The sequence below is a fragment of the Acidovorax radicis N35 genome (assembly GCF_000204195.1).
GTDB classification, from domain to species: domain Bacteria; phylum Pseudomonadota; class Gammaproteobacteria; order Burkholderiales; family Burkholderiaceae_C; genus Acidovorax; species Acidovorax radicis.
This window is the reverse complement of record NZ_AFBG01000018.1, coordinates 745,005-767,298: the sequence shown is the minus strand read 5'-3', so window position 1 is coordinate 767,298 and position 22,294 is coordinate 745,005. Positions and strand designations below refer to the sequence as shown.

22 protein-coding genes are annotated in these 22,294 nt (G+C 65.7%); 9 read left to right on the top strand and 13 right to left on the bottom strand.

All coding sequences use genetic code 11. The annotated features are described in order from the left end of the window. The first annotated feature begins 141 nt into the window (after positions 1–141). The 3 genes from ARADN35_RS0109220 to ARADN35_RS28685 all read left to right on the top strand — a co-directional run bounded on the left by ARADN35_RS0109220 (position 142) and on the right by ARADN35_RS28685 (position 4,383). A complete protein-coding gene (locus ARADN35_RS0109220) occupies positions 142–999 on the top strand; it encodes a TauD/TfdA dioxygenase family protein (RefSeq protein ID WP_010461314.1) in 858 nt (285 codons plus the stop codon). A 154-nt stretch (positions 1,000–1,153) separates the two neighbouring features. Further along, entirely contained in the window at positions 1,154–2,518 is a 1,365-nt protein-coding gene (locus ARADN35_RS0109215) for an LLM class flavin-dependent oxidoreductase (protein ID WP_010461313.1), read from the top strand. A 257-nt stretch (positions 2,519–2,775) separates the two neighbouring features. Further along, positions 2,776–4,383 carry a methyl-accepting chemotaxis protein gene (locus ARADN35_RS28685; RefSeq protein ID WP_010461311.1) on the top strand — a complete coding sequence of 536 codons (1,608 nt, stop codon included), beginning with the start codon at positions 2,776–2,778 and terminating at the stop codon, positions 4,381–4,383. A gap of 101 nt (positions 4,384–4,484) precedes the next feature. Here the strand turns inward: ARADN35_RS28685 and ARADN35_RS0109205 are convergent, their stop codons facing one another. Beyond that, positions 4,485–5,099 (bottom strand): DJ-1/PfpI family protein, encoded by a 615-nt coding sequence (locus ARADN35_RS0109205; RefSeq protein WP_010461309.1) that lies wholly within the window; start codon positions 5,097–5,099, stop codon positions 4,485–4,487. A 132-nt stretch (positions 5,100–5,231) separates the two neighbouring features. Between ARADN35_RS0109205 and ARADN35_RS0109200 the strand changes: the two genes are divergently transcribed. Continuing rightward, a complete protein-coding gene (locus tag ARADN35_RS0109200; protein ID WP_010461307.1) occupies positions 5,232–6,566 on the top strand; it encodes an aminotransferase-like domain-containing protein in 1,335 nt (444 codons plus the stop codon). On the opposite strand, the gene ARADN35_RS0109195 is transcribed toward ARADN35_RS0109200, so the two are convergent. The 12 genes from ARADN35_RS0109195 to ARADN35_RS0109135 form a co-directional block, all read right to left on the bottom strand. Further along, on the bottom strand, positions 6,535–7,527 hold the full coding sequence (locus ARADN35_RS0109195; RefSeq protein ID WP_010461305.1) for a universal stress protein: 993 nt from the start codon (positions 7,525–7,527) through the stop codon (positions 6,535–6,537). The genes ARADN35_RS0109200 and ARADN35_RS0109195 overlap by 32 nt on opposite strands. 126 nt (positions 7,528–7,653) lie before the next feature. Next, positions 7,654–8,064 (bottom strand): GreA/GreB family elongation factor, encoded by a 411-nt coding sequence (locus ARADN35_RS0109190; RefSeq protein ID WP_010461303.1) that lies wholly within the window; start codon positions 8,062–8,064, stop codon positions 7,654–7,656. A 451-nt stretch (positions 8,065–8,515) separates the two neighbouring features. Then, positions 8,516–9,205 carry an endonuclease/exonuclease/phosphatase family protein gene (locus ARADN35_RS27275; protein ID WP_081474589.1) on the bottom strand — a complete coding sequence of 230 codons (690 nt, stop codon included), beginning with the start codon at positions 9,203–9,205 and terminating at the stop codon, positions 8,516–8,518. A 298-nt stretch (positions 9,206–9,503) separates the two neighbouring features. Continuing rightward, complete coding sequence (locus tag ARADN35_RS0109175) at positions 9,504–9,719, bottom strand: TOBE domain-containing protein (protein WP_010461298.1); 216 nt, start codon at positions 9,717–9,719, stop codon at positions 9,504–9,506. Positions 9,720–9,908: 189 nt separating this feature from the next. Next, positions 9,909–10,724, bottom strand: coding sequence for an ATP-binding cassette domain-containing protein (locus tag ARADN35_RS0109170; RefSeq protein WP_085940264.1), 816 nt, complete (start codon positions 10,722–10,724; stop codon positions 9,909–9,911). A 197-nt stretch (positions 10,725–10,921) separates the two neighbouring features. Continuing rightward, entirely contained in the window at positions 10,922–11,785 is an 864-nt protein-coding gene (gene ssuC / locus ARADN35_RS0109165) for an aliphatic sulfonate ABC transporter permease SsuC (RefSeq protein ID WP_010461294.1), read from the bottom strand. Then, positions 11,782–12,156, bottom strand: coding sequence for a VOC family protein (locus ARADN35_RS0109160; protein WP_010461292.1), 375 nt, complete (start codon positions 12,154–12,156; stop codon positions 11,782–11,784). Before ARADN35_RS0109160 ends, ssuC begins: the two co-directional genes overlap by 4 nt. A 23-nt stretch (positions 12,157–12,179) precedes the next feature. Continuing rightward, complete coding sequence (locus tag ARADN35_RS0109155) at positions 12,180–13,427, bottom strand: FMNH2-dependent alkanesulfonate monooxygenase (protein WP_010461291.1); 1,248 nt, start codon at positions 13,425–13,427, stop codon at positions 12,180–12,182. A 40-nt stretch (positions 13,428–13,467) separates the two neighbouring features. Then, the gene (locus ARADN35_RS28270) at positions 13,468–13,608 is read right to left on the bottom strand and encodes a hypothetical protein (protein WP_010461289.1); all 141 of its coding nucleotides are present in this window, start codon (positions 13,606–13,608) and stop codon (positions 13,468–13,470) included. A gap of 24 nt (positions 13,609–13,632) precedes the next feature. Continuing rightward, positions 13,633–14,607 (bottom strand): sulfonate ABC transporter substrate-binding protein, encoded by a 975-nt coding sequence (locus ARADN35_RS0109145; protein ID WP_010461287.1) that lies wholly within the window; start codon positions 14,605–14,607, stop codon positions 13,633–13,635. Between the two features lie 172 nt (positions 14,608–14,779). Continuing rightward, positions 14,780–15,370, bottom strand: coding sequence for an NADPH-dependent FMN reductase (ssuE, locus tag ARADN35_RS0109140; RefSeq protein WP_010461285.1), 591 nt, complete (start codon positions 15,368–15,370; stop codon positions 14,780–14,782). Positions 15,371–15,530: 160 nt separating this feature from the next. Next, entirely contained in the window at positions 15,531–16,553 is a 1,023-nt protein-coding gene (locus ARADN35_RS0109135) for a sulfate ABC transporter substrate-binding protein (RefSeq protein WP_010461283.1), read from the bottom strand. 158 nt (positions 16,554–16,711) lie between these two features. Here ARADN35_RS0109135 and ARADN35_RS0109130 point away from each other — a divergent pair, with 158 nt between their 5' ends. From ARADN35_RS0109130 to ARADN35_RS0109110, 5 genes are all read left to right on the top strand, one after another. Continuing rightward, a complete protein-coding gene (locus tag ARADN35_RS0109130; protein WP_010461281.1) occupies positions 16,712–16,984 on the top strand; it encodes an oxidative damage protection protein in 273 nt (90 codons plus the stop codon). A 183-nt stretch (positions 16,985–17,167) separates the two neighbouring features. Beyond that, positions 17,168–19,129, top strand: a complete 1,962-nt coding sequence (gene mnmC / locus ARADN35_RS0109125; RefSeq protein ID WP_010461279.1) for a bifunctional tRNA (5-methylaminomethyl-2-thiouridine)(34)-methyltransferase MnmC2/FAD-dependent 5-carboxymethylaminomethyl-2-thiouridine(34) oxidoreductase MnmC1 — start codon at positions 17,168–17,170, stop codon at positions 19,127–19,129. 115 nt (positions 19,130–19,244) lie between these two features. Beyond that, the gene (locus tag ARADN35_RS0109120; protein WP_010461277.1) at positions 19,245–20,048 is read left to right on the top strand and encodes a sulfite exporter TauE/SafE family protein; all 804 of its coding nucleotides are present in this window, start codon (positions 19,245–19,247) and stop codon (positions 20,046–20,048) included. Positions 20,049–20,059: 11 nt separating this feature from the next. Further along, positions 20,060–21,844 carry a nitrite/sulfite reductase gene (locus ARADN35_RS0109115; protein ID WP_010461275.1) on the top strand — a complete coding sequence of 595 codons (1,785 nt, stop codon included), beginning with the start codon at positions 20,060–20,062 and terminating at the stop codon, positions 21,842–21,844. Between the two features lie 41 nt (positions 21,845–21,885). Further along, positions 21,886–22,275 (top strand): DUF934 domain-containing protein, encoded by a 390-nt coding sequence (locus ARADN35_RS0109110; protein ID WP_029413763.1) that lies wholly within the window; start codon positions 21,886–21,888, stop codon positions 22,273–22,275. Positions 22,276–22,294 lie beyond the last annotated feature (19 nt).

Sequence of the window (22,294 nt, the reverse complement as noted above, 5' to 3'; positions counted from 1 at the left end):
ATTGCCAGGCGCGGTGCACCGCTGCAGCGCGCGGATTTCCGACTATGCATATACGAACTGCTTCGTTGATGCGCTGCGCGTGCACTGTCCCAATCCCATGGGCGTTCTCTTTCATCCACCCTCGTTTCAGAAAGCAGCACCATGTCCAACCTCAACGACTTGCACCCCACCTTCACCCGCTTCGCGGTCGAGCCCTACACCCCCACCATCGGCGCCGTGGTCCACGACCTGGACCTGCGCCAGCCGCTGGACGCGGCCACGCAGGCCGAGCTGCGCCAGGCCCTGGCCCTGCACGAGGTGCTGTTCTTCCGCAACCAGCACATCACGCCGCAGCAGCAGGTGGACTTCACCCGCAGCTTTGGCAACGTGGCCGAGGTCAAGGCGTTCTTCCCCCGGCTGGAGAACCACCCCGAGATCGAGATCGTGGAGAGCACGGCCGAGCGCCCCAAGGCATCGAGCAACTGGCATGCCGACATCACCTGGCGCGAGCAGCCACCGCTGGGCACCAGCCTCTACGCGCAGGTGATCCCTGCCAGCGGCGGCGACACGCTGTGGGCCAGCCTCACCGCCGCCTACGCCAGCCTGCCGCCCGCGTTCCAGGCCTACCTGGAGACCCTGACGGCCGTGCACACCTGGGAGATCAGCGGCTGGACGGAATACCTGCTGGCCAAGGACGCCACCGGCGACCAACTGCGCGAAGCACGTGCCAAATACCCGCCGGTGGAGCACCCGGTGGTGCGCGTGCACCCCATCACGGGAAAGAAGATCCTGTATGTGAACTCCACCTTCACCAGCCACATCAAGGGCCTGTCGCGCGTGCAGAGCGACACCCTGCTGACCCAGCTGTTTGCACTGCCCCAGGTGCCCGAGTTCCAGGCCCGCCTGCGCTGGCAAGAGGGCACGCTGGCCGTGTGGGACAACCGGTCCACCCAGCACTACGCCGTGGGCGACTTCTTCCCGCAGCACCGCAAGCTGCATCGCATCACTATCACGGAGTAACCCCAAGAGATAGCCCCCCTGAGTCGCCTTCGGCGCCATCCCCCCAAGGGGGGACGCACCCAGAGGCCCGGCGAAGCCGGTTCCACGGGTGCACTGGCCTGGGCCGCGCCGGTTTCAACGCTCGCATACGCTTCACACACATTTGGACAGCTCCATGACCCAACACCAACCCTCCAGAAAACTGCGCCTCGGCGCCTTCATCATGGCCACGGGCCACCACGTCGCCGCCTGGCGCCACCCCGGCTCGCAGGCCGATTCGGGCGTGAACATCGACCACTACATCGAGGTGGCGCAAACCGCTGAGCGTGGCCTGTTCGACCAGGTGTTTGTGGCCGACAGCCCGGGCGTGTGGCACAAGGGCGACCGCGAGTCCTTCAGCCGCCAGGGCCGCATTTCGCACTTCGAGCCCGTCACGCTGTGGGCCGCACTGTCGGCCGTCACCAAGCACATCGGCTTTGTGGCTACCGCGTCCACCACCTACGAAGACCCGTACCTGCTGGCGCGCAAGTTTGCATCGCTCGACCACATCAGCAAGGGCCGCGCCGCCTGGAACGTGGTGACGACCAGCGCCGAAAATGTCTACGGCAACTTTGGCCTCGACACCCACCCCGACCCCGCCACGCGCTACGAGCGCGCCCACGAGTTTGTGGACGTGGTCAAGGGCCTGTGGGACAGCTTTGACGACGACGCCCTGGTGCGCGACCAGGCCTCGGGCATCTACTTCGACCCGGACAAGTTGCACGCACTGAACCATGTGGGCAAGCACCTCAAGGTGCAGGGGCCGTTGAACATCGAACGCTCGGCGCAGGGCCATCCCGTCATCGTGCAGGCTGGCTCGTCCGAGGACGGCAAGGAACTGGCCGCCGCCACGGCCGAAGCCATCTTTACCGCCTGGACCAGCCTTGCCGAAGCGCAGGCCTTCTACAAGGACGTGAAAGGCCGCATGGCCAAATACGGCCGACAGCCCGAAGAGCTGCTGGTGCTACCCGGCATCTCCCCCGTGATTGGCCGCACCGACGAAGAAGCCCAGGCCAAGTGGGCCGAGCTGCAGGCGCTGATCCACCCCAGCGTGGGCCTGGCCACGCTGACGCCCTTCTGGCCTGGCGAAGACCTGTCGAAGTGGAACCTGGATGCCCCGCCGCCGTACATCCCCGAGCCGCCCAAGGGCATCAACAGCCGCGCCCACGTGGTGCTGGAACTGGCCCGGCGCGAGAAATACACCGTGCGCCAGCTCTATGAATACCTGGCCGGTGCGCGCGGCCACTGGGTGGTGGTGGGCACGCCCGAGACCATTGCCGACCGCATGCAGGAATGGTTTGAAAACGGTGCCGCCGACGGCTTCAACGTGATGCCGCCCGTGCTGCCCCAGTCGCTCAACGAGTTTGTCGAGCTGGTGGTGCCCGAGCTGCAGCGGCGCGGCCTGTTCCGCACGGAGTACGAAGGCAAAACGCTGCGCGAAAACCTGGGGCTGGCACGGCCCGCGAGCCGGTACGCAACGCCGCTGGCCAAGGCGGCGTAGGCCGCAGGCGCCCATTGCAGGAGCCCGAGTCCGCAAGAAAAAGACCCGCCACGTGCGGGTTTTTTTCTGGGTGCGAAGCCCCCGCGCCACGGCTACGGGGCAGCGCAGGGATGCCGAAATGGCAATCGCGCACACCCAAAAAACGTACCCCGATTTACCCTGAATTCCACCGGTTTTTGCCCTGTTTCGGGCAAATCGAGGGCGCCTCGCACGGTATTCTGAACATTCACTTACACGAACGGCAAGAGGGACCGTGCATGAGAAATTTCAAGATATTTACGCGGTTGCTGGTGCTGGTGGGCGTGCTCTCTGCCTTGCTCGTGGCATTGGGGGCCATCGGTCTGTTCGGCATCGCCAGGGCCAACGCCGCCATGGAGTCGATGTACCAGAACCGCATGCAGGCCCAGCGGGCGGTGGCCGACTTTCGCTACCTGACCACACGCAATCGGCAGTTGGTATCCAACGCGCTGCTGTCGCCTGCGCCAGAGAAAGTGGCCAAGGCCATTGAGGAGGCAGAGGCCAACATCGGCAAGAGCGAACAGGCCTGGGAGGCTTTGCTGGCAACCGCTATGAGCCCCGAGCGCCAGAAGTACATCAAGGCCATCGGCGAGCAACGCCAGAAGATCATGAAGGAGGGGCTGGCCCCTGCACTGGCAGCGCTGAAGGACGCAGACGTGGCCACGGCGCGGGTGCTGGTGGTGCGCAAGTTCGACGACCTGTACGACCCCATCAGCACCGATATCGGCGCGCTGCTGGCCCTGACCCAAAAGGAAGCCCGGGACGAATACGACGATGCCGCCCAGCGGTTTGGCACCATCCGCTGGATCGTCATCGGCTCGATCGCCCTCGGGGTGCTGTTTGCTGCACTCTTTGGCGCGGCCCTGGTGCGTGGCATCACCCGGCCGCTGCAGCGGGCCGGACAGGTGGCCGATGCGGTAGCCCGTGGCGACCTGAGCCAGCCCATCGACACCAGCGGCAAGGACGAGGTGGCGGCCGTGATGCAGGCCCTGGCGGCGATGCAAGCCAGCCTGTCCACCGTGGTGGCCAGCGTGCGCCAGACCTCCGACAGCGTGGCCAACGCCAGCACCGAGATCGCCCAGGGCAATCTGGACCTGAGCAGCCGCACCGAACACCAGGCCAGCGCGCTGCAGGAGACCGCCGCATCCACCGAACAATTGAGCAGCACGGTGCGGCAAAACGCAGACCATGCCGTTCAGGCCAACCGGCTGGCCTTGAGCGCCAGCACGGTGGCGGCCGAAGGCGGCGCCATGGTGGCCGAGGTGGTGGAGACGATGAAGGGCATCAACGAAAGCTCCCAGAAAATCGCCGACATCATTGGCGTGATCGATGGCATTGCCTTCCAGACGAACATCCTGGCGCTGAACGCGGCCGTGGAAGCCGCCCGCGCAGGCGAGCAAGGCCGGGGCTTTGCCGTGGTGGCCAGCGAGGTGCGCAACCTGGCCGGCCGTTCGGCCGACGCGGCCAAGGAAATAAAGCTCTTGATCTCCACCAGCGTGGAGCGTGTGGCGCGTGGCACCGCGCAGGTGGACAAAGCCGGCGCCACCATGACCGAGGTGGTCAATGCCATCCGCAGCGTCACCGGCATCGTGGGCGAGATCACCGCCGCCAGCAGCGAACAAAGCACCGGCGTCACCCAGATCGGCGAGGCGGTCAGCCAGATCGACCAGGCCACCCAGCAAAACGCGGCGCTGGTCGAAGAGATGGCCGCCGCCGCCAACAACATGCGCACCCAGGCACAGGATCTGGTGAACGCCGTGGCGGTATTCACACTGCCGGGCCATGGGGGTGGCGGTGGCCTTCGCGGTCACACCCCGGCCTTGGCCCTGAGCTCCGCGTACCGATAACGTCTACCGGCAGCGCCCCACCAGCAGCCCGTTGCCGCCCTGCACTTTTCCTGCGGTGTGGGCAGACCTGCGGCCCGTGACCGGCGCCGCCTGCAGCCAGCCTACGCCAGGCTGGCGATGGGGACTTGGTTTTCGATGTGACCCATGGCGCGGGCGACGTACTCCTCCTTCTCGCCCACCGGGGCAAAGTAGTGGATGACTTCGCGGGCAGCCTCGGGCCCTTCCAGCCTCGCAATCAGCCAGGCTGCCAGGTACTGCGCCGACAGGCAACCGCCCGCCGTGGCCACATTGCCCCCGGCCACAAAGGGCTGATTCAGCACAGTGATGCCGGCCTCCTGGACCCAGGGCTTGGTCGTCAGGTCGGTGCAGGCCGGCAGGCCGTCGAGCAAGCCCAGCCTGGCCAGGATCAAAGCCCCCGAACACTGGGCGCCCAGCAGCTGGCGCGCCGGATCGAAGTCGAGCTGCGCCATCAGCGCGGCGTCCTGCACCACCTCGCGGGTCTTCATACCGCTGCCCACCAGCACGGCATCGGCCGAACGCGCATACGGCAGCAGCGACTGGGCCTCCACCGTCACACCGTTCATGGAACACACCCGGGCTGTGGGGCAGCACAGCGACACCTCCCACCCCGGTTTCTTCACCCGGTTGAGCAGACCGAGGGCAATCAGGGAGTCGAGTTCGTTGAAACCGTCGAAGGTCAGGATGGCGATGCGCATGGCGGTGGTGTTCCTGTTCAGTAGAGGAAAGAAGAGTGAATGAAGCACGGAATGGCGAAATGCATCCTACCGGTGGCATTCAATACAATCAAAAAATTGTCATAGATACGTTTCAACGCGGGGCACAACGCCATGGGCCAGGTTCGGTACAAACAGGTGGTGGACGCATTGGCGTCAGACATCCACGCAGGGCAGCTGCGGCCGGGCACCCGCCTGCCCACCCACCGCGCGCTGGCCCAGCGGCACGGCCTTGCGCTGGCCACGGCAAGCCGCGTGTATGCCGAGCTGGAGGCCATCGGCCTGGTGGTGGGAGAAACCGGGCGCGGCACCTTTGTGCGCGACCCGGCCTCCCCGCGCGGTGCCGACGCCGACCTCACCACACCCGCGCCCAGCGCCACCGACCTGTCCTTCAACAACCCCAGCGTGCCGGGCCAGGCAGACCTGCTGCGGGACGCGCTGCGCAAGCTGGCCGCATCGGGCGACCTGGAATCGCTGCTGCACTACCACCCCTATGGCGGCCGGCCGCACGAACGCGCCATCGTGGCCGGGCACCTGAAGGCACGCCAATTGCAGGTGACGGGCGAGCAGGTGCTCATCGTCAACGGCGCGCAGCACGGCATGGCCGTGGCGGCCATGGGCCTGCTCAACCCCGGCGACGTGGTGGCGGTGGATGCCCTCACCTACCCCGGCTTTCGGGTTTTGGCAGAACGCCTGCGGCTGGACCTGGCCCCGGTGCCGGTCGGCCCTGCCGGCACCGACCTGGACGCCCTGCAGCGCCTGTGCGAAACCCGGCCCGTGCGCGCCATCTACACCATGCCCACCCTGCACAACCCGCTGGGCTGCGTGATGGGTGCCCGCGCACGCAAGCGCCTGGTGGCCATGGCCCGGACGCATGACCTGCTGGTGATCGAAGACGCACCCTACGCCTACCTCGCGCCCGAGGCGCCGCCCCCCATCGCGGCGCTGGCGCCCGAGCGCACGGTGTACATCTCCAGCCTGTCCAAGAACGTGGCCACGGGCTTGCGGTTTGGCTTTGTGGCCACATCGCGGGAGCTGATCGCCCCCATCGAGCGCGCCGTGCGCGCCACCGCCTGGAACACGGCCGGGGTCATCACCGCCATCGCCTGCAGCTGGATCGAAGACGGCACCGTGGCCCGGCTGGAGGCCGACAAGCGCACAGACACCGCGCAGCGCCAGGCCATTGCCACCCGGGCGCTGGCGGGGCTGCGGCTGGTGCGGCACCCGCACTCGTACTTTGTCTGGCTGCTGCTGGGCGACGACCAACGGGCCGACCGCATCGCCGCCACCCTGGCAGAACGCGGGGTGTCGGTGTCTACCGCCGAGGGGTTTGCCACCACCACCCATGTGCCCCACGCGCTGCGCATCGCGCTGGGATCGGTGACCCTCGAAGACCTGCCCCGGGCACTGGCCGTGGTCAAGGAAGTGGTGGCGCAGGACTGTTCGTGAACAGGTGCAGAGGTTCCCGGTGCGCGGCCGGGTTGGGATGGCTCGGCAGGCGCAGCGCGCCCGCCTTCACGCGGCGCACGGGCAGATCGGTGGCAAGGCGCTTCACGGCAGAACCACGGGACGCGGGCTGAAAACCGTGCGGCACCACCAGCACATCCGTGCGTGCATCGCGCAGGATGCGTTGCGCAACGCTCTCGAACATCAGGTCTGACAACGCGGAAGCCGGGTGCTTGCCCACCACGATCAGGTCAGCTGCCGTGTTCTGCTGCGCCACCAGAACCTGCCGCGCAGGGTCGCCCCGCCCGATGGAAGACGAGAGCCGATTGCGCCGTGCGTCGTAAGAATCGGTCAGCGTGAACATCCTGTCTTGCGCGTGGCGCCGGCACTGCTCCCGGTAGATCTGGATGGCGCGTTCAGACACTTCGGCATACCGCAGCTTGCCTTCGTTGGCAGTGCTGATGGCGTGGAACAGCTCCACCCGTGCGGACGGATGCAACGCCAAGCCCAGCTCCACCAGACGGTGCGACACCTGAGAGAAGTCCACCGCCACCATCAAGCTTCGACAGGGCTGGTCTGCGGGATTGCGCACGACGATCACGGGGCGCTGGCAAGTGCGCAGCATCTGGATGGCCGGATGTGTGCCGAACCAGGCGCGCAGCCCACGCACTGGTGCCGTGCCCCACACCACCAGGTCAGCACCCGCTGCCTCGCGGGCGACATCCGCAACCGTGGAGTCGATGCGCGCTGCCGCATGGACGTGAATGTCGTGGCGCTGCCGAAGCTGCAGCGCGTGGTGCGACAGCCGCACGGCAGCGTCCGGCAAGGGGACTTCACCGGGGTGGGCCAGATAGACCAGCTTCAATGGAGCACGGTGCTCGGCGCAGAGCAGTGCGGCGCGCGCAAGCGCGTGGCCTCCCTGCTGGGAAAAATCGGTGACGGCGAGGATGGAGCGAGGGGTCATGGTTGAACGTCTTTCTGATTGAACAGCGCGCACCTGTCCCGCAACGCCGCTGCGAGTCGGCGCCGGGCTGGATGGCTGTGATGGGTGGGGCGCGGCCAGGGGCGGGCCGCAGGCTTGCGAAAAGGACTAGGTGACGTAGTCGCCCGTGGCCTCGGGCTGGAACTGGATGCTCTCAACCACGGCCGCGCACTCTTCGCCATGCGGCGTGTGCCACTTGGCGACATCCCCCACCCTCAGGCCCAGCAGGCTGATGCCCACCGGCGACAGCACCGAGATAAAGCCCGCTGCGGGTTCTGCATCCTGCGGATAGCAAACCGTGAGCACCTGGCGCCGGTGGGTGTGCACGTCCACCAGTTCCACACGGGAATACATGGTGACCACGTCAGACCGCACAGCGCGGGAACTGGTCACTTCGGCGTTCGCAAGGAGGTCCGCAAGAATGGGCGGCTGCCGCTGGCCCGCAAGCCTCGTCAGACGGGAAAAATCAAGTTCTGTGAGCGTGCGCTCGCCATGAACGACAACAACAACTTCATGCATGAAAGCACTCCATCAAATGCGGCTGCCGCCCCGTGGGGACAAACGGCCGCTACCGCGCGAGGCTGGTGCCCGGCGGTGGATGGTTGCGCTGAAAGAGGATGGGGAGAGAGGGTGCCGCCGGGCTTAGGAATGTGCTGGCGTCAGCTGACGACGCGCATTTTTCTTTGCCACCGCTCGCGCGACAGCCGCTGCGTGGAGCAGCGCAGCCAAGGCGGCAAAAGTGCAAAGAAGGAGGGTCGTCATGCGGCTGAGTCTAAGCCGCGCAGGCGGTTTTTGGCTGAATGGCCCCGGGGTTCTTGCCAGATAGCAGGCGCAGAACACTCATTTTTTGATAGCCGCTAGCGATTACCTATCAATCATTTGAGGCCGATTCGCTCCACGATTCGAGACGCTCTTCAAATTTCAGCAATCAGTGCTCCATGTCGCAGGCGATCGCAGCTTGCAGCATCGGCTAGGCGTCGATCAAAGTTACGATCAAAGGGACATGGTCACTCATGCCCTGCCATGCTTGAAACGCGGGAAGGGTGACGGACTCAATTTCCAACGACCGATGAACGAAGCAATAGTCGATGTGAAAGCCGCGAGTCGCATTTTTCTGAAAAAAATAGGTCATGGAAGACTCCATTCTGATCCCCTCGCCGCGAGCAGAGTGATACGAACTTCCAAGTCCCAATGATGCGAGCCGATCGTGGATTTCTGAGAAATTGTTCTTTCCCCGAGGGGTGTCCCAGGCGGCGTTGTTGTTGAAATCTCCTGCCACGACACTACGGCCCTCGCGTAACCAAGAGGACAGCGAGTTAATGACCGGAAGCGCCATTCCAGTTCTCGGGGGAAGGAATTTGGTGGCGCGGTGGTTGAACGCCCAAACTGCTAACAGCCTAAGATTGAACGCGGGTAAGGCAACCGGCAAGAAAAATGCCCATTGATCACTTGCTTCTGGCGCGACATAGGCCGCTACATCGCGCGCGAGTACTCCAAGGCCTTTTCTCGGATTTACGCCACACCAATGGTACGTGTAGCCCTCTGGGGCTTCGAGATCTCGCTCGCATTCCTGAACGATGGCAACGTCGGCATTAAGCGCTATCAACGCCGCAAGTTTGCGCTGGAGGGTGAGATTGCAATTCCAGGAAATGATGCGCATGACGCCTGACGCAGAGTTAACCAATCGAAAAGGCGATTTTTCTAAGTCTGTTTGCGCAAATATTGAGGTATCAACATACCGACATGTTTGTTCGTATCTGCACAGTAAATTTTGCGCGGAAAAGGCTTGGCTGTCGAAAAACAGTTCGGCTAAATCGGAGCGCTAAGAGCTCTGTGGCGTGCGTTCACGCCGCCTTTAAGATAACCCCACAGGAAAACTCTCGTTTTTATAGCTACCAGCGCTTACCCACCAAGCGCTGGAGCCCTATTTCATTCAAATTTTCTGTTCCACGGCTGCCTCACAGCTTGGCAATCGACACCTCCGTGGACTTGACCAGCGCGACCACGTCGGAGCCCACGACCAGGCCCAGGTCGTCCACCGAGCGGGTGGTGATGACCGAGGTGACAACGCCCCAGGGCGTTTCGACATCGACCTCGGAGACAACATCGCCGCGAATGATTTCGCGCACTTTGCCCTTGAACTGGTTGCGTACGTTGATGGCTTGAATGGACATGGGGTTCTCCTTGATAAGTCCGTTGAAAAAAGAAACAAAAAAGGCGCTACACCTCGGTGCTACACCACTAACACGGCGCCCGACACTGGCGTGCTCCAGGCCAGCGCCACCGTGGAACTGGCTTTGCCAGGCCACCGGTGGCGCCCCCCCCTTTGGGGGAAGGCGCGAAGCGGCTCAGGGCGTAATCCATCACACCGCCCAGCGCAAACCATGCGCGGGCACACCGGGCCAGGGCACCTCGTGCGCAGGTTCCCCATCGGGCTTTTGCAGCACGCGGTCGAGGATGCGTTTTTCGATGGCGGCAAACGCGGCGTCGCCGTGTGAGCGCGGGCGAGGCAGGTCGATGCGCTGGTCCAGCGCGATCTGGCCGTCTTCGATCAGGATCACACGATCGGCCAGGGCCACGGCCTCTTGCACGTCGTGGGTGACCAGCAGCGCGGTGAAGCCGCTGCTGCGCCACAGGCCTTCGATGAGGCGGTGCATCTCGATGCGGGTCAACGCATCCAGCGCGCCCAGCGGTTCGTCGAGCAGCAGCAGGCGCGGGTTGTGCACCAGGGCGCGGGCCAGGGCCACACGCTGGCGCTGGCCGCCGGACAGGCGTGCGGGCCATTCGCCCAGCCGGTCGCCCAGGCCCACGCGGGCCAGCACGTCGGCGGCAGCGCCGCGTTGCCCGGGTGGCAGGCCCAGGGCCACGTTGTCCACCACACGTTTCCAGGGCAGCAGGCGCGAGTCCTGGAACATGATGCGGGTGTCGCTGCTCAGGCCCGCAACGTCCTGGCCGTCGAGGCGGATCGCACCGCCCGAGACGGATTCGAGCCCCGCCACCAGGCGCAGCAGCGTGCTCTTGCCGCAGCCGCTGCGGCCCACGATGGCGACGAACTGGCCGGGCTCGATGACCAGCTCGGTCTTCTTGAGCACGTCGCGCGTGCCGTAGCGTTTGTCCACGCCACGCACTTCCAGGCGGACGCCTTGTGGCTGCGATGGCGGGGTAATATTTCTAGTCAAAATGGCCTCCTGCGCATGTCTAAAAAGCGCTAGCAGCTATAAAAAGTGAGTACCTGGGCGCAATGGCTGCGCTCGGCGAGGCCCAATGCCAGGGACGCCGCGCAAGGGCCGCCCCGCCGCGCTGGCGTCGTCCCCCTTCCCGTAGCGCGCAGCGCGTAGAGAGAAGGGGGAAGCGGCACAGCCGCTCAGGGGGATGTTCATGCCTGATACCCGGGGTGCCACCGCAGCCAGTACCGCTCCAGCCCCTTGGCAAACACGTCGGCCAGCTTGCCCAGCAGCGCGTACAGCAGGATGCCCACGAGCACGATGTCGGTCTGCAGGAACTCGCGGGCGTTCATGGTGAGGTAGCCAATGCCGGCCTGCGCCGAGATGGTTTCGGCCACGATCAGGATCACCCACATTAGGCCCAGCGAGAAGCGCAGCCCCACCAGGATGCTGGAGAGCGCACCGGGCAGGATGATCTGCCGGTAAAGCTGCCAGCGGCCCAGACCGTAGGTGCGGCCCATCTCGATGAGGCCCGGGTCCACATTGCGGATGCCGTGGAAGGTGTTGAGATAGATCGGGAAGAACACCGACACGCTGATGAGGAACAGCTTGGCCGATTCGTCGATGCCGAACCACAGGATCACCAGCGGGATCAGCGCCAGCGCAGGGATGTTGCGCACCATCTGGATGGTGGAGTCGAGCAGCGTTTCAAACAGCTTGACCGAGCCGGTGAGCAAGCCCAGCAGCAGCCCCAGGCCACCCCCGATGGCCAGCCCGGCCAGCGCGCGGCCCGCGCTGACCTTGACGTGGGTCCATAGCTCGCCGGATTCGGTCAGGGTCCAGGCGGCCTTGACCACTTCGAGCGGGGCCGGCAGCACGCGGCTGGACAGCCAGCCTTGCGACGATGCGATCTGCCACAGCACGATGAGGCCCACGGGCACGGCCCAGGGCAGCAGGCGCTGCGCGACGTTGGCCAGAAAGCGGGCCAAGGGAGCGGGCAGCAACGGCCCCTCGATCGGCAGGTCTACGGAGTCCGCCACGGGCGAAATCTGCAGCTCTCGGGTGGTCTGTGTCATGGGGTACCTTCCTGTTCGTGGTCGGGTTCTAGGAACTCCAGCTGGTTGCCCGCCGGGTCCTTGACGTAAAAGCGCAGGTACCCGGGCAGCGCGCGGTTTTCCACCAGCGCCAGCTCGGCCTGCAGCAGGCGGTGGCGCAGGGCGGGCAGGTCCTGCACCTCAAAGGCCAGGTGCGACACCGCAGGGGCGGGCTGCCAGTGCTCGGTGGGCACCAGGTCGATGCGCTGCGTGCCGGCGGCAAAACGCAGGGTGTTGCCGGCCTTCAGACGCACTTCGGGCAGGCCCAGCAGGCTGGCGTAGAAGCGCCGGATCGGAGCCTCGGCCCCGGCCGGAAAGGCCAGCTGCACGTGGTTGATGGACTGGATGCTCATGGCAGGCTCCTTTGGGGGCGGTTTCAGCTTTGCGACGCGCGCGGCACAAAGTCGTTGGCCACGGTCTCGCCAAACGGGCCCAGCGGATTGCCGCCAGCGAGCTGGTCGCGCAGCTTCAGCGGCAGCAGCGGAAACACCAGCTCGGCGAAGCGATAGGCCTCTTCGAGGTGCGGGTAGCCCGAGAGCACGAAGGTGTCCAGGCCCAGGGCCGCGTACTCCTCGATGCGTGCGGCCACCGTCTGCGGGTCGCCCACCAGCGCTGTGCCCGCGCCACCGCGCACCAGGCCCACGCCCGCCCACAGGTTGGGGCTGATTTCGAGGTCCTTGCGGCTGCGCCCAATCGCCGACGGGCCGCCCCTAGGCGATTGGCCCCCCTCGGGGGGCAGCGAGGACACGTCAGTGCCGAGCGTGGGGGCCTTGTTTCTTGCCTTGCTGTGCAATGCGGCCATGCGGCGCTGGCCTTCGGAATCCATGCGCGAGAACACGGCCTGCGCACGCACCACGGTGTCGTCATCGACATGGCTGATGAGTTCTTCGGCGGCGGCCCAGGCTTGGTCTTCGGTTTCGCGCACGATGACGTGCAGGCGGATGCCGAACTTCACGGTGCGGCCTTTTTTCGCAGCCCTTGCGCGCACGTCGGCCACCTTCTTGGCCACTTCGGCGGGGGGCTCGCCCCAGGTGAGGTAGGTCTCGACCTGCTCGGCGGCCAGGTCATGGGCAGCATCGGATGACCCGCCGAAATACACGGGCGGATGCGGGTGCTGCAGCGGCGGGAACAGCAGCTTGGCGCCCTTCACGGACAGGTGCTTGCCTTCGTAGTCAAAGGTCTGTCCCTCGTGGCTGTGCGCCAGGATCTCGCGCCAGATGCGGATGAACTCGGCCGACTGCTCGTAGCGGGTGGCATGGTCCAGAAAAACGCCGTCACCCTCCAGCTCCGTCTGGTCGCCGCCCGTCACCAGGTTGATCAGCAGGCGCCCGCCCGACAGCCGGTCGAACGTGGCCGCCATGCGCGCGGCCAGCGCGGGCTGGTGCAGGCCGGGGCGCACGGCGACCAGGAACTTGAGCTTCTTCGTGACCGCGATCAGGCTGGATGCAACGACCCAGGGGTCTTCGCAGGAGCGGCCGGTGGGGATCAGCACGCCTTCGTAGCCCAGGCTGTCGGCCGCCACGGCCACCTGCTGGAGGTAGTCGTGGCCGAGCTGGCGTGCGCCCTTGGCGGTGCCGAGGTAACGGCTGTCGCCGTGGGTGGGGATGAACCAGAAGATTTGCATGGAGCAGGTCTTTTCAGTGCGTTCGGTACGTTCAGTGCGTTCAATACGAAATGGCAAAGCCGAACTGCGGGGCACGGTGCACCACGCGGCGTTGCTGCGTGTTCAGTCCCCAGGCGGCGGCCGTCACACACAGAACGCGCTGCAGCTGTGCATGCAACGGAAAGGGCATGGGCGCGGGCATGGCAGGCTCCTTGAACGGTGGGGGTTACAGCAGATCGACGGGCGCGGCGTGCAGCAGGTTGAGCTTTTTGGGGATCAGCTTCAGGTCGAAGAAGGTGTCTGCGATCTGTTGCTGCTCGGCCAGGATCTCGCGGGTAACCGGGGCGGTGCCAAACTTCGCGCGGTTGAGGTAGAGCTCGGTGATGGACTTGTCCAGCCCCAGCACGGCAGACAATTCGGCGGCGGCGGCCGTCTTGTTCTTGGAGGCCCAGGTGTCAATCGCATTGACCTCTTCGATCGCTATGCGCAGCACGTCGGTGTTCTTGGTCGCGAAGTCGCGCGAGGTGAAGTAGTACGCGCGGTTGTTGACCACCCCCGTGGCGTCGGCCAGCAGGCGGGCGTCCAGGGTTTTCTGGGCGGCGGCCAGGAAAGGGTCCCAGATGATCCAGGCATCGATTGCGCCCTTTTCAAAGGCGGCCCGCGCATCGGCCGGCGCCAGGAAGACGGACTGCACGTCGCCGTACTTCAGGCCATTCTTCTCGAGCAGCTTGACCAGGAAGTACTGCACGTTGGAGCCCTTGTTGTAGGCCACGCGCTTGCCCTTGAGGTCGGCCACGCTGCGGATGGGCGAACCGTTTGGCACGATCACCGCCTCCAGCGCGGGGCGCGGCACTGTGGCACCGGCATAGACCAGCGGCGCACCGGCGGCCTGGGCAAAGATGGGGGGCGCCTCGCCCACATCGCCAAAGTCGATGGAGCCCACGTTGAGCGCTTCGAGCTGCACCGGGCCTGCGTTGAACTCGGTCCAGGTGACCTTCACCCCCAGCGGGGCCAGGCGCTTTTCGAGCGTGCCACGCCCTTTGAGGATGGAGAGCCAACCCTTTTGGTGGCCCACACGCAGCACGCGAGAAGCGGCGGGGGCCTGGGCCCAGGCCTGGGGGGCCGTAGCTACTGCGGCGGTGGCTGCGACCGTGGCGAGCAGGTGGCGGCGCTGAAGGGAAAAACGGGTCAGTTCATTCATGGTGCGAATTCCGAGTGCGATGCACAACAAAGGGTGGGCGCCGGAGCCGGGCTTGCAGCAGGCGGCACGCCGCCCTGCCCGCGCACCCGGCGCAGCAAAAATCAAAGAAGGTGAAAGAAGGGGAAGGAAGGTGGCGCTGGCACTGCGGGCCTGCCGCAGCGCCGAGCTGGCGTCAGACGCTACATCGCACCTGGGAGAAATGCACGGGCGCAAACCGTGTGGCCTGGGCGGGCGATGGCCGCAGGGTTTCGGTCACGAGCACATTGACGGCCTCGTCCAGCCGGGTGGCAATGTCGTCGTTCAGATGGTAGGAGCCTTCGGGCGTCAGCGTGACCTGGGCATCGGTGGCATAGATGCCCGGCAAGATGCTTTTGGCGCCGAGCGACTGCAGCACCGGGCGCAGGGCATAGTCCAGTGCCAGCATGTGGTGCGGGCTGCCGCCCGTGGCCAGGGGCAGCACGACCTTGCCCTTGAGTGCCGTTTGGGGCAACAGGTCCAGAAACACCTTGAGCACGCCGCTGTAAGCCGCCTTGTAGACCGGCGTGGCCACCACCAGCACGCGGGCCTGGGCCACCTGGTCGATAGCCCCCACCACCGTGGGGTGGCCAAAATCGGCCAGCAGCAGCGCCTGGGGCGAGAGGTCGCGGATGTGGACGCGGTCCACCAGCGCACCCCGCACCGACAGGCGCTGGGCCACGGCATCGAGCAAGGCGGCAGAACGTGAGCGCTCTGAAGGGCTGCCGGCGATGAGCAAGGCGGACATATCGTTCCTATACTACTGTTTTGATAGCTATCAGCGCTTTACAGACAAGCGCCAGAGGCTGATTTCTTATAAAAAATGGACGAGCAGTGCCCCTCCCCGCCCGTTCGGGCGGGGTTCGCCGAGGCTGGGGCACCACCCCACCCGCTCAGGCGGGGTGAACTTATTTCCGCGTGTAGATCTGGTCGAAGCTGGCGTTGTCCGCAAAGTGGTCCTTGGCCGCCTTGTCCCAGCCACCAAACGCATCGTTGATGGTGAACAGGTTCAGCTTGGGGAACTGCTTGGCGTACTTGGCCTTGGCTTTGTCAGACACGGCCGGGCGGTAGAAGTGTTTGCCAGCGATGTCCTGGCCCTCTTCGGTGTAGAGGTACTGCAGGTAGGCCTCGGCCACGGCGCGCGTGCCCTTCTTGTCCACGTTCTTGTCCACCACGGTCACGGCGGGCTCGGCCAGGATGGAGATTGAGGGGGCGATCACGTCGAACTTGGCGCCGAATTCCTTTTCGAGCAGGTAGGCCTCGTTTTCCCAGGCGATGAGCACATCACCCTGGTTGCGCTGGGCAAAGGTGATGGTGGAGCCACGCGCGCCCGTGTCGAGGACCGGCACATTGCCGTACAGCTTGGCCACGAAGTCCTTGGCCTTGGCATCGCTGCCCAGCTTGCGCTTGGCGAATTCCCAGGCGGCCAGGTAGTTCCAGCGGGCACCGCCCGAGGTCTTGGGGTTGGGCGTGATCACGCTGATGCCGGGCTTGATGAGGTCGTCCCAGTCCTTGATGCCCTTGGGGTTGCCCTGGCGCACCACCAGCACGATGGTGGAGGTGTAGGGCGAGCTGTTGTGCGGCAGGCGCTTTTGCCAGTCCTTCGGGATCCAGCCGCCGTTGGCATGCAGCGCGTCGGTGTCGCCAGCCAGCGCCAGGGTGGCCACGTCGGCATCCAGCCCGTCAATGATGGAGCGCGCCTGCTTGCCCGAGCCGCCATGGCTTTGCTTGATGGTCACGTCCTGGCCGGTCTTGGCCTTCCAGTGCTTGGAGAAAGCCTGGTTGAACTCCACATACAACTCGCGGGTGGGGTCGTACGACACATTGAGCAGCGTCACAGACTGTGCAAACGACGGCAATGCCGTCAGGGCCAAACTGCCCACCAGGGCGGCAGCGAAGGGAAACTTGATAAAGTCGCGGCGAAAGTTCATTGGAGGCCTCTTTTTTGGGAATGTATTTCGGTGCAAAACACCGATGAAACGCATTCTGGAAGGCCCTCTTCAAAACTGGAACTACTGAGATTTCAGTTCTTTATATCCAAAACATCTGAGCAACCCCTGTTTGCTCGCTCCATACAAGGAAACACCCCATGGCACGCACCGTTCAATGCATCAAGCTCGGCAAGGAAGCCGAAGGCCTCGACTTCCCCCCCTACCCTGGCGAACTGGGCAAGCGCATCTGGGAGAGCGTGAGCAAGGAAGCCTGGGCCGGCTGGCTCAAGCACCAGACCATGCTGGTCAATGAAAACCGCCTGAACCTGGCCGACGCCCGCGCCCGCCAGTACCTGGCCCGGCAGATGGAAAACCATTTCTTCGGCGGCGGCGCAGACGCCGCGGCGGGATACGTCCCGCCCAGTGCGTAACGTAGTGAAGCACTGCGAAAAATGGTTTCGCCAAAACCACTTCTTTGGCAGCGGCGCAGACGCTGCAGCGGGATACGTCCCGCCCAGTGCGTGACGCAGCGCAACACACCCCGGAGCGGTTCGCGGTAAAAACCGCCTTCTCTTTCCAACAGGCCGGCGCCACGCCGGCCTTTTGCCGTTCTCATGACTGAACCCATCGAGTGGCTGCCGGACGGCACCCCCTACAGCCCCCGCTTCGGCGACCGCTACCACAGCGAAAACGGCGGCCTGGACCAGGCCCGCCGGGTGTTTCTGAACGGCTGTGGCCTGCCCGAGGCCTGGGCGGGGCAGCCGCAATGGCGCATTCTGGAGACAGGGTTTGGCTTTGGCCTGAACTTCCTGGTGACCTGGGCCGCCTGGCGGGCCGACCCCGCGCGGCCCACGCTGCTGCACTTCGTATCGACAGAAGCCTGGCCCGTGAGTGCAGCCGATCTGCTGCGTGCCACCTCGGTCCACCCTGAGCTGGCCCAGTTGGCAGAAGCACTGCACCAGCAATGGTGGGGCCTGCTGCCGGGCGTGCACCGCCTGCGTTTTGATGACGGCCGGGTGCTGCTCACCCTGTATGTGGGCGACACCCAGGCCATGCTGCGCCAGCAGAACCTGACGGTGGATTCCATCTACCTCGACGGCTTCAGCCCCCAACGGAACCCCGAAAACTGGGACCTGCACACCCTGAAGGCCGTAGCGCGCTGTTGCCGTCGCGGTACACAGCTCGCCACCTGGACCATCGCACGCGCTGTGCGCGATGCCCTAGCGCAATGTGGCTTTGAAGTGACCCGTGTGCCCGGCGTGCCGCCCAAGCGCGACAACCTGCACGCCACCTACAACCCGCGCTGGGAACCGCGGACCACGCGCCAGCCTGTGGCCACGGCCGACCCCGCCCTGCCCGGCCCCTGCATCGTGATCGGCGGCGGCATTGCGGGCGCGGCCACCGCCGCCAGCCTGGCGCGGCGCGGCTGGCAGGTCATGGTGCTGGACCAGGCCCCCGAGCCCGCCGCAGGCGCATCGGCCCTGCCCGCTGGGGTGTTTGCGCCGCATGTGTCGCCGGATGACAGCGTGCTCTCGCGCCTGTCGCGCAGCGGCATCCGCACCACGCTGGAGCAGGCCCGCTGGCTGCTGAGCGAGGGCGTGGACTGGGCGCATTGCGGTGTGCTGGAGCACCGCACCGATGGCACACCCGGCCTGCCCCCCGGCTGGGCAGACGGGCCGGGCGCGGCCTGGAGCGAGCCTGCATCACCTGCCACGCTGGCGAAGGCCCAATTGCCCACCGATGCCACGGCCTGCTGGCACCACCAGGCGGGCTGGGTTCGCCCTGCGCGTTTGGCCAGGGCCTTGCTGGCGCAGCCCGGCATACGCTGGCAAGGCGGCTGCCAGGTGGCGCAGTTGCGGCGCACCGAGCGCCCTGCCGCCGACGGCAGCCCAGCGACCTCCATCTGGCAGGCGCTGGACGCCCAGGGCAAGGTGCTGGCCGAGGCGCCCACCGTGGTCATCGCGGCGGGCGCGGGCAGCCTCCCGCTGCTCAACCACCGCTGGCTTTTGCAGCCGGTGCGGGGGCAGGTGTCCTGGGGCGTGCATACGGACCCTGCGGCGCCACTGCTGCCGTTTCCGGCCAATGGCAACGGCAACCTGGTCCCTCGATTTCCGCTGGAAGACAACCTCATAGGCCACCACGGCTGGGTAATGGGCTCCACTTTTGAACGCGACGTCGAGGCCCTGCCCCCCACCGCCGCCGATGTCCAGGCGGCCCACGCCACCAACTGGGCCAAGCTGCAGGGCCTGCTGCCCGGGATAGCCCCGGAGCTGGAACCCGCATTTGCCCGGGCGCTCTCCACCCCCCTCGCGGCATCAGACCCTGAAGAGGGGCCTGCGGCAGCCCCTGCCGTGCAGTCCTGGGCCGCCGTGCGTTGTACCGCGCCGGATCGCCTGCCCATCGTCGGCCCCGTGGACGCCACGGACCTTCGGGGGCTTTGGGTCAACACCGCCATGGGTGCGCGGGGGCTGACCCTGGCCCTGTTGTGCGGCGAACTGCTGGCCGCCCGCCTGCAAAGCGAACCCTTGCCGCTGGACGCAAGGCTGGCCAGGGCGCTGGGCACCGAGCGCCTGTAGCCCGTACCAAAACCCTTTAAAAACCCACGCCAACACTTGCTTATAAGAAATTGAGCATATTGGCAGAGCAAAACAATAGTTTGCATCCATAAGCCCGTCCCCTACATTCGCACCCATGCATGAATTGGCGTTTGTTTTTGCGGGCTTTGCTGTCGGGCTGATCGTAGGCCTGACGGGTGTGGGCGGCGGCTCGCTGATGACGCCGATCCTGATTTTCTTCTTTGGCGTCAAGCCCCACATGGCCGTGGGCACCGACCTGCTGTTTGCGGCCTTCACCAAGATGGGCGGCACCGTGAGCCTGGCCCGCCAGCGCCTGGTGCCCTGGAAAGTGGTGGGCCAGCTTTGCGCGGGCAGCATTCCGGCCGCGCTGCTGGCGTTGTGGGCCCTCAAGGTGATGGGCCCCGCGAGCGGCATCGCCCAGCGTGTCATGACCACCACCCTGGGCTTTGCCCTGCTGCTGACGGCGGCGGCCACGCTCTACAAGGTGGTTGCGTTTTCTGCACAGCGCCAGGCGGCCGAAGCCGCAGCCCGCAAAAACCACGCTGGCGACCCCACACGCCCCCGCCACTGGAGTCTGCCCATCCTGATGGGCGCCGTGATCGGCACGCTGGTCACCTTTACCTCGGTGGGTGCGGGCGCCATTGGCGTCACCGTGCTGCTGCTGGTCTACCCCATGCTGCCCCTGCCGCGCATCATTGGCGCCGACATCGCCTACGCCGTGCCATTGACCCTCGTGGCTGGTCTGGGACACGCTTCGCTGGGCTCGGTCGATTGGCCTTTGCTTGCACAATTACTGGCTGGCTCACTGCCGGGCATCTGGCTGGGCTCGCGCCTGGTGACCCGCACGCCCGAGCGCCTGATTCGCTCCGCCTTGTCCATCCTGCTGGCCTGGGCAGGCTTCAAACTGATTCTGATCTGAGTGGCTCCACGATGTACCAATACACCGAATTCGACCAACAATTTGTGCAGCAGCGCGCACGGCAGTTCCGTGACCAGCTCACGCGCTGGCAGACCGGCAAGCTGTCGGAAGACAACTTCCGCCCGCTGCGCCTGCAAAACGGCTGGTATGTGCAGCGCTATGCGCCCATGCTGCGCGTGGCCGTGCCCTATGGCGAAATCGCCAGCCGCCAGCTGCGCGTGCTGGCGCAAATTGCCCGCGAATACGACGAACCCGAAGCGGCCGTCTTCAAGGCCGCCATGGAAGGCCAGGGCAAGCTGGGTACCACCTTCCTGCCCAAGAACTGCGCCCACTTCACCACCCGCACCAATGTGCAGTTCAACTGGATTCCGCTGTCCAAAAGCGCGGACGTAATGGACCTGCTGGCCAGCGTTCAGCTGCACGGCATCCAGACCAGCGGCAACTGCATCCGCAACACCACCACCGACGCGCTGGCCGGCATCGCCGTGGACGAGATCGTGGACCCGCGCCCCTATGCGGAAATCATCCGCCAGTGGACCACGCTGCACCCCGAGTTCGCCTTTCTGCCGCGCAAGTTCAAGATCGCCATCAGCGGCGCCAAGGATGACCGCGCTGCCACGGGCTGGCACGACGTGGGCCTGCACGTGCTCAAGAACGACGCTGGCGAGATCGGCTTCAAGGTGTTCGTGGGCGGCGGCATGGGCCGCACACCCGTGATCGGCACAGTGATCCGCGAGTTCCTGCCCTGGAACCAGGTCATGAACTACATCGAGGCCATCGTGCGCGTGTACAACGAGCATGGCCGCCGCGACAACAAATACAAGGCACGCATCAAGATCCTGGTCAAGGCCGAGGGCCAGCAGTACATCGACGACGTGGAAGAAGAGTACCGCCAGATCGTGGAGATCGACGGTGGCCCACACACCATTCCCCAGGCCGAGTTCGACCGCGTGGCCGCCTGCTTTGTCACCCCCAAGCTGGCCGACATTGCCGACGTGCCCCCCGCTGCCCTGCAGGCCTCACTGGACGCCCAGGCTGCCGAGCATGTGATGTTTGGCCGCTGGCTCAAACGCAACGTGCACGCCCACCAAAATCCGCAGCTGCGCGCCGTCACGCTGTCGTTCAAGCGCCCGGGCCAGTCGCCCGGCGATGCCACCAGCGAGCAGCTGATCGCCCTGGCCGACCTGGTGGACAAATACTCCGCCGGCGAAGCCCGCGTGACGCACGACCAGAACGTGCTGCTGCCCTGGGTGCACGGCAGCCAATTGTTTGCCCTGTGGCAAGAAGCCAAGGCCCTGGGTCTGGCCAGCGCCAACGTGCAGCTGCTCACCGACATGATCGCCTGCCCCGGCGGCGACTTCTGCGCGCTGGCCAACGCCCGCTCGCTGCCCATCGCAGAGGCCATCACCCAGCGCTACCAGGACCTGGACGAGCTCGATGACATCGGGGAGATCGACCTGCACATCAGCGGCTGCATCAACAGCTGCGGCCACCACCACAGCGGCCACATCGGCATCCTGGGCGTCGACAAGGACGGCAAGGAGTGGTACCAGGTCACGCTGGGCGGCTCCGACGGTTCTGACCTGTCGGGCGCGGCCGTGGCCGGCAAGGTGATTGGCCCCTCGTTCTCTGCCGCCGAAGTGCCCGACGTGATCGAGGCCGTGCTCGGCACGTACCGAGACCTGCGCGAACCAGGCGAGACCTTCCAGTCGGCCGTGCGCCGCACAGGCCTGGACCCGTTCAAGGAAGCCGCCAAGCAAGCGCGCCACAAAGAACCAGAAACCGCTGCCGCCTGAGCCCGCACAGCGCCGTACCGCACAGCCCCACAGACATGATGTTGAAACTACTCGCCGCCCAAGACCACCAGCCGCCCGCAGAGGGTGACGCCCGCACCGTGGCCCTGCCCAACGATGCCGACGCCATGGCCCTGCCGCTCGATGGTGTGGAACGTGTGGACCTGCACTTCCCCAACTTCACCGATGGCCGCGCCTTCAGCCAGGCCTTCCTGCTGCGCCGCCGCCGTGGCTTTCAGGGCGAAATCCGCGCCACGGGCGACGTGCTGATCGACCAGTTGGTGCAGATGCAGCGCACGGGTTTCAGCAGCGCCGTGCTGGCCGAGGGCGTGGACGCTGCCGATGCGCAGCGCCAGTTTGCGCTGTTCCCGGGCTTTTACCAGGGCGATGCCGTGAACCCCCAGCCGCTGTTTGTCAGCCGGGCTGCTGCTTGAGTGCAGCCCTGAGCCCACG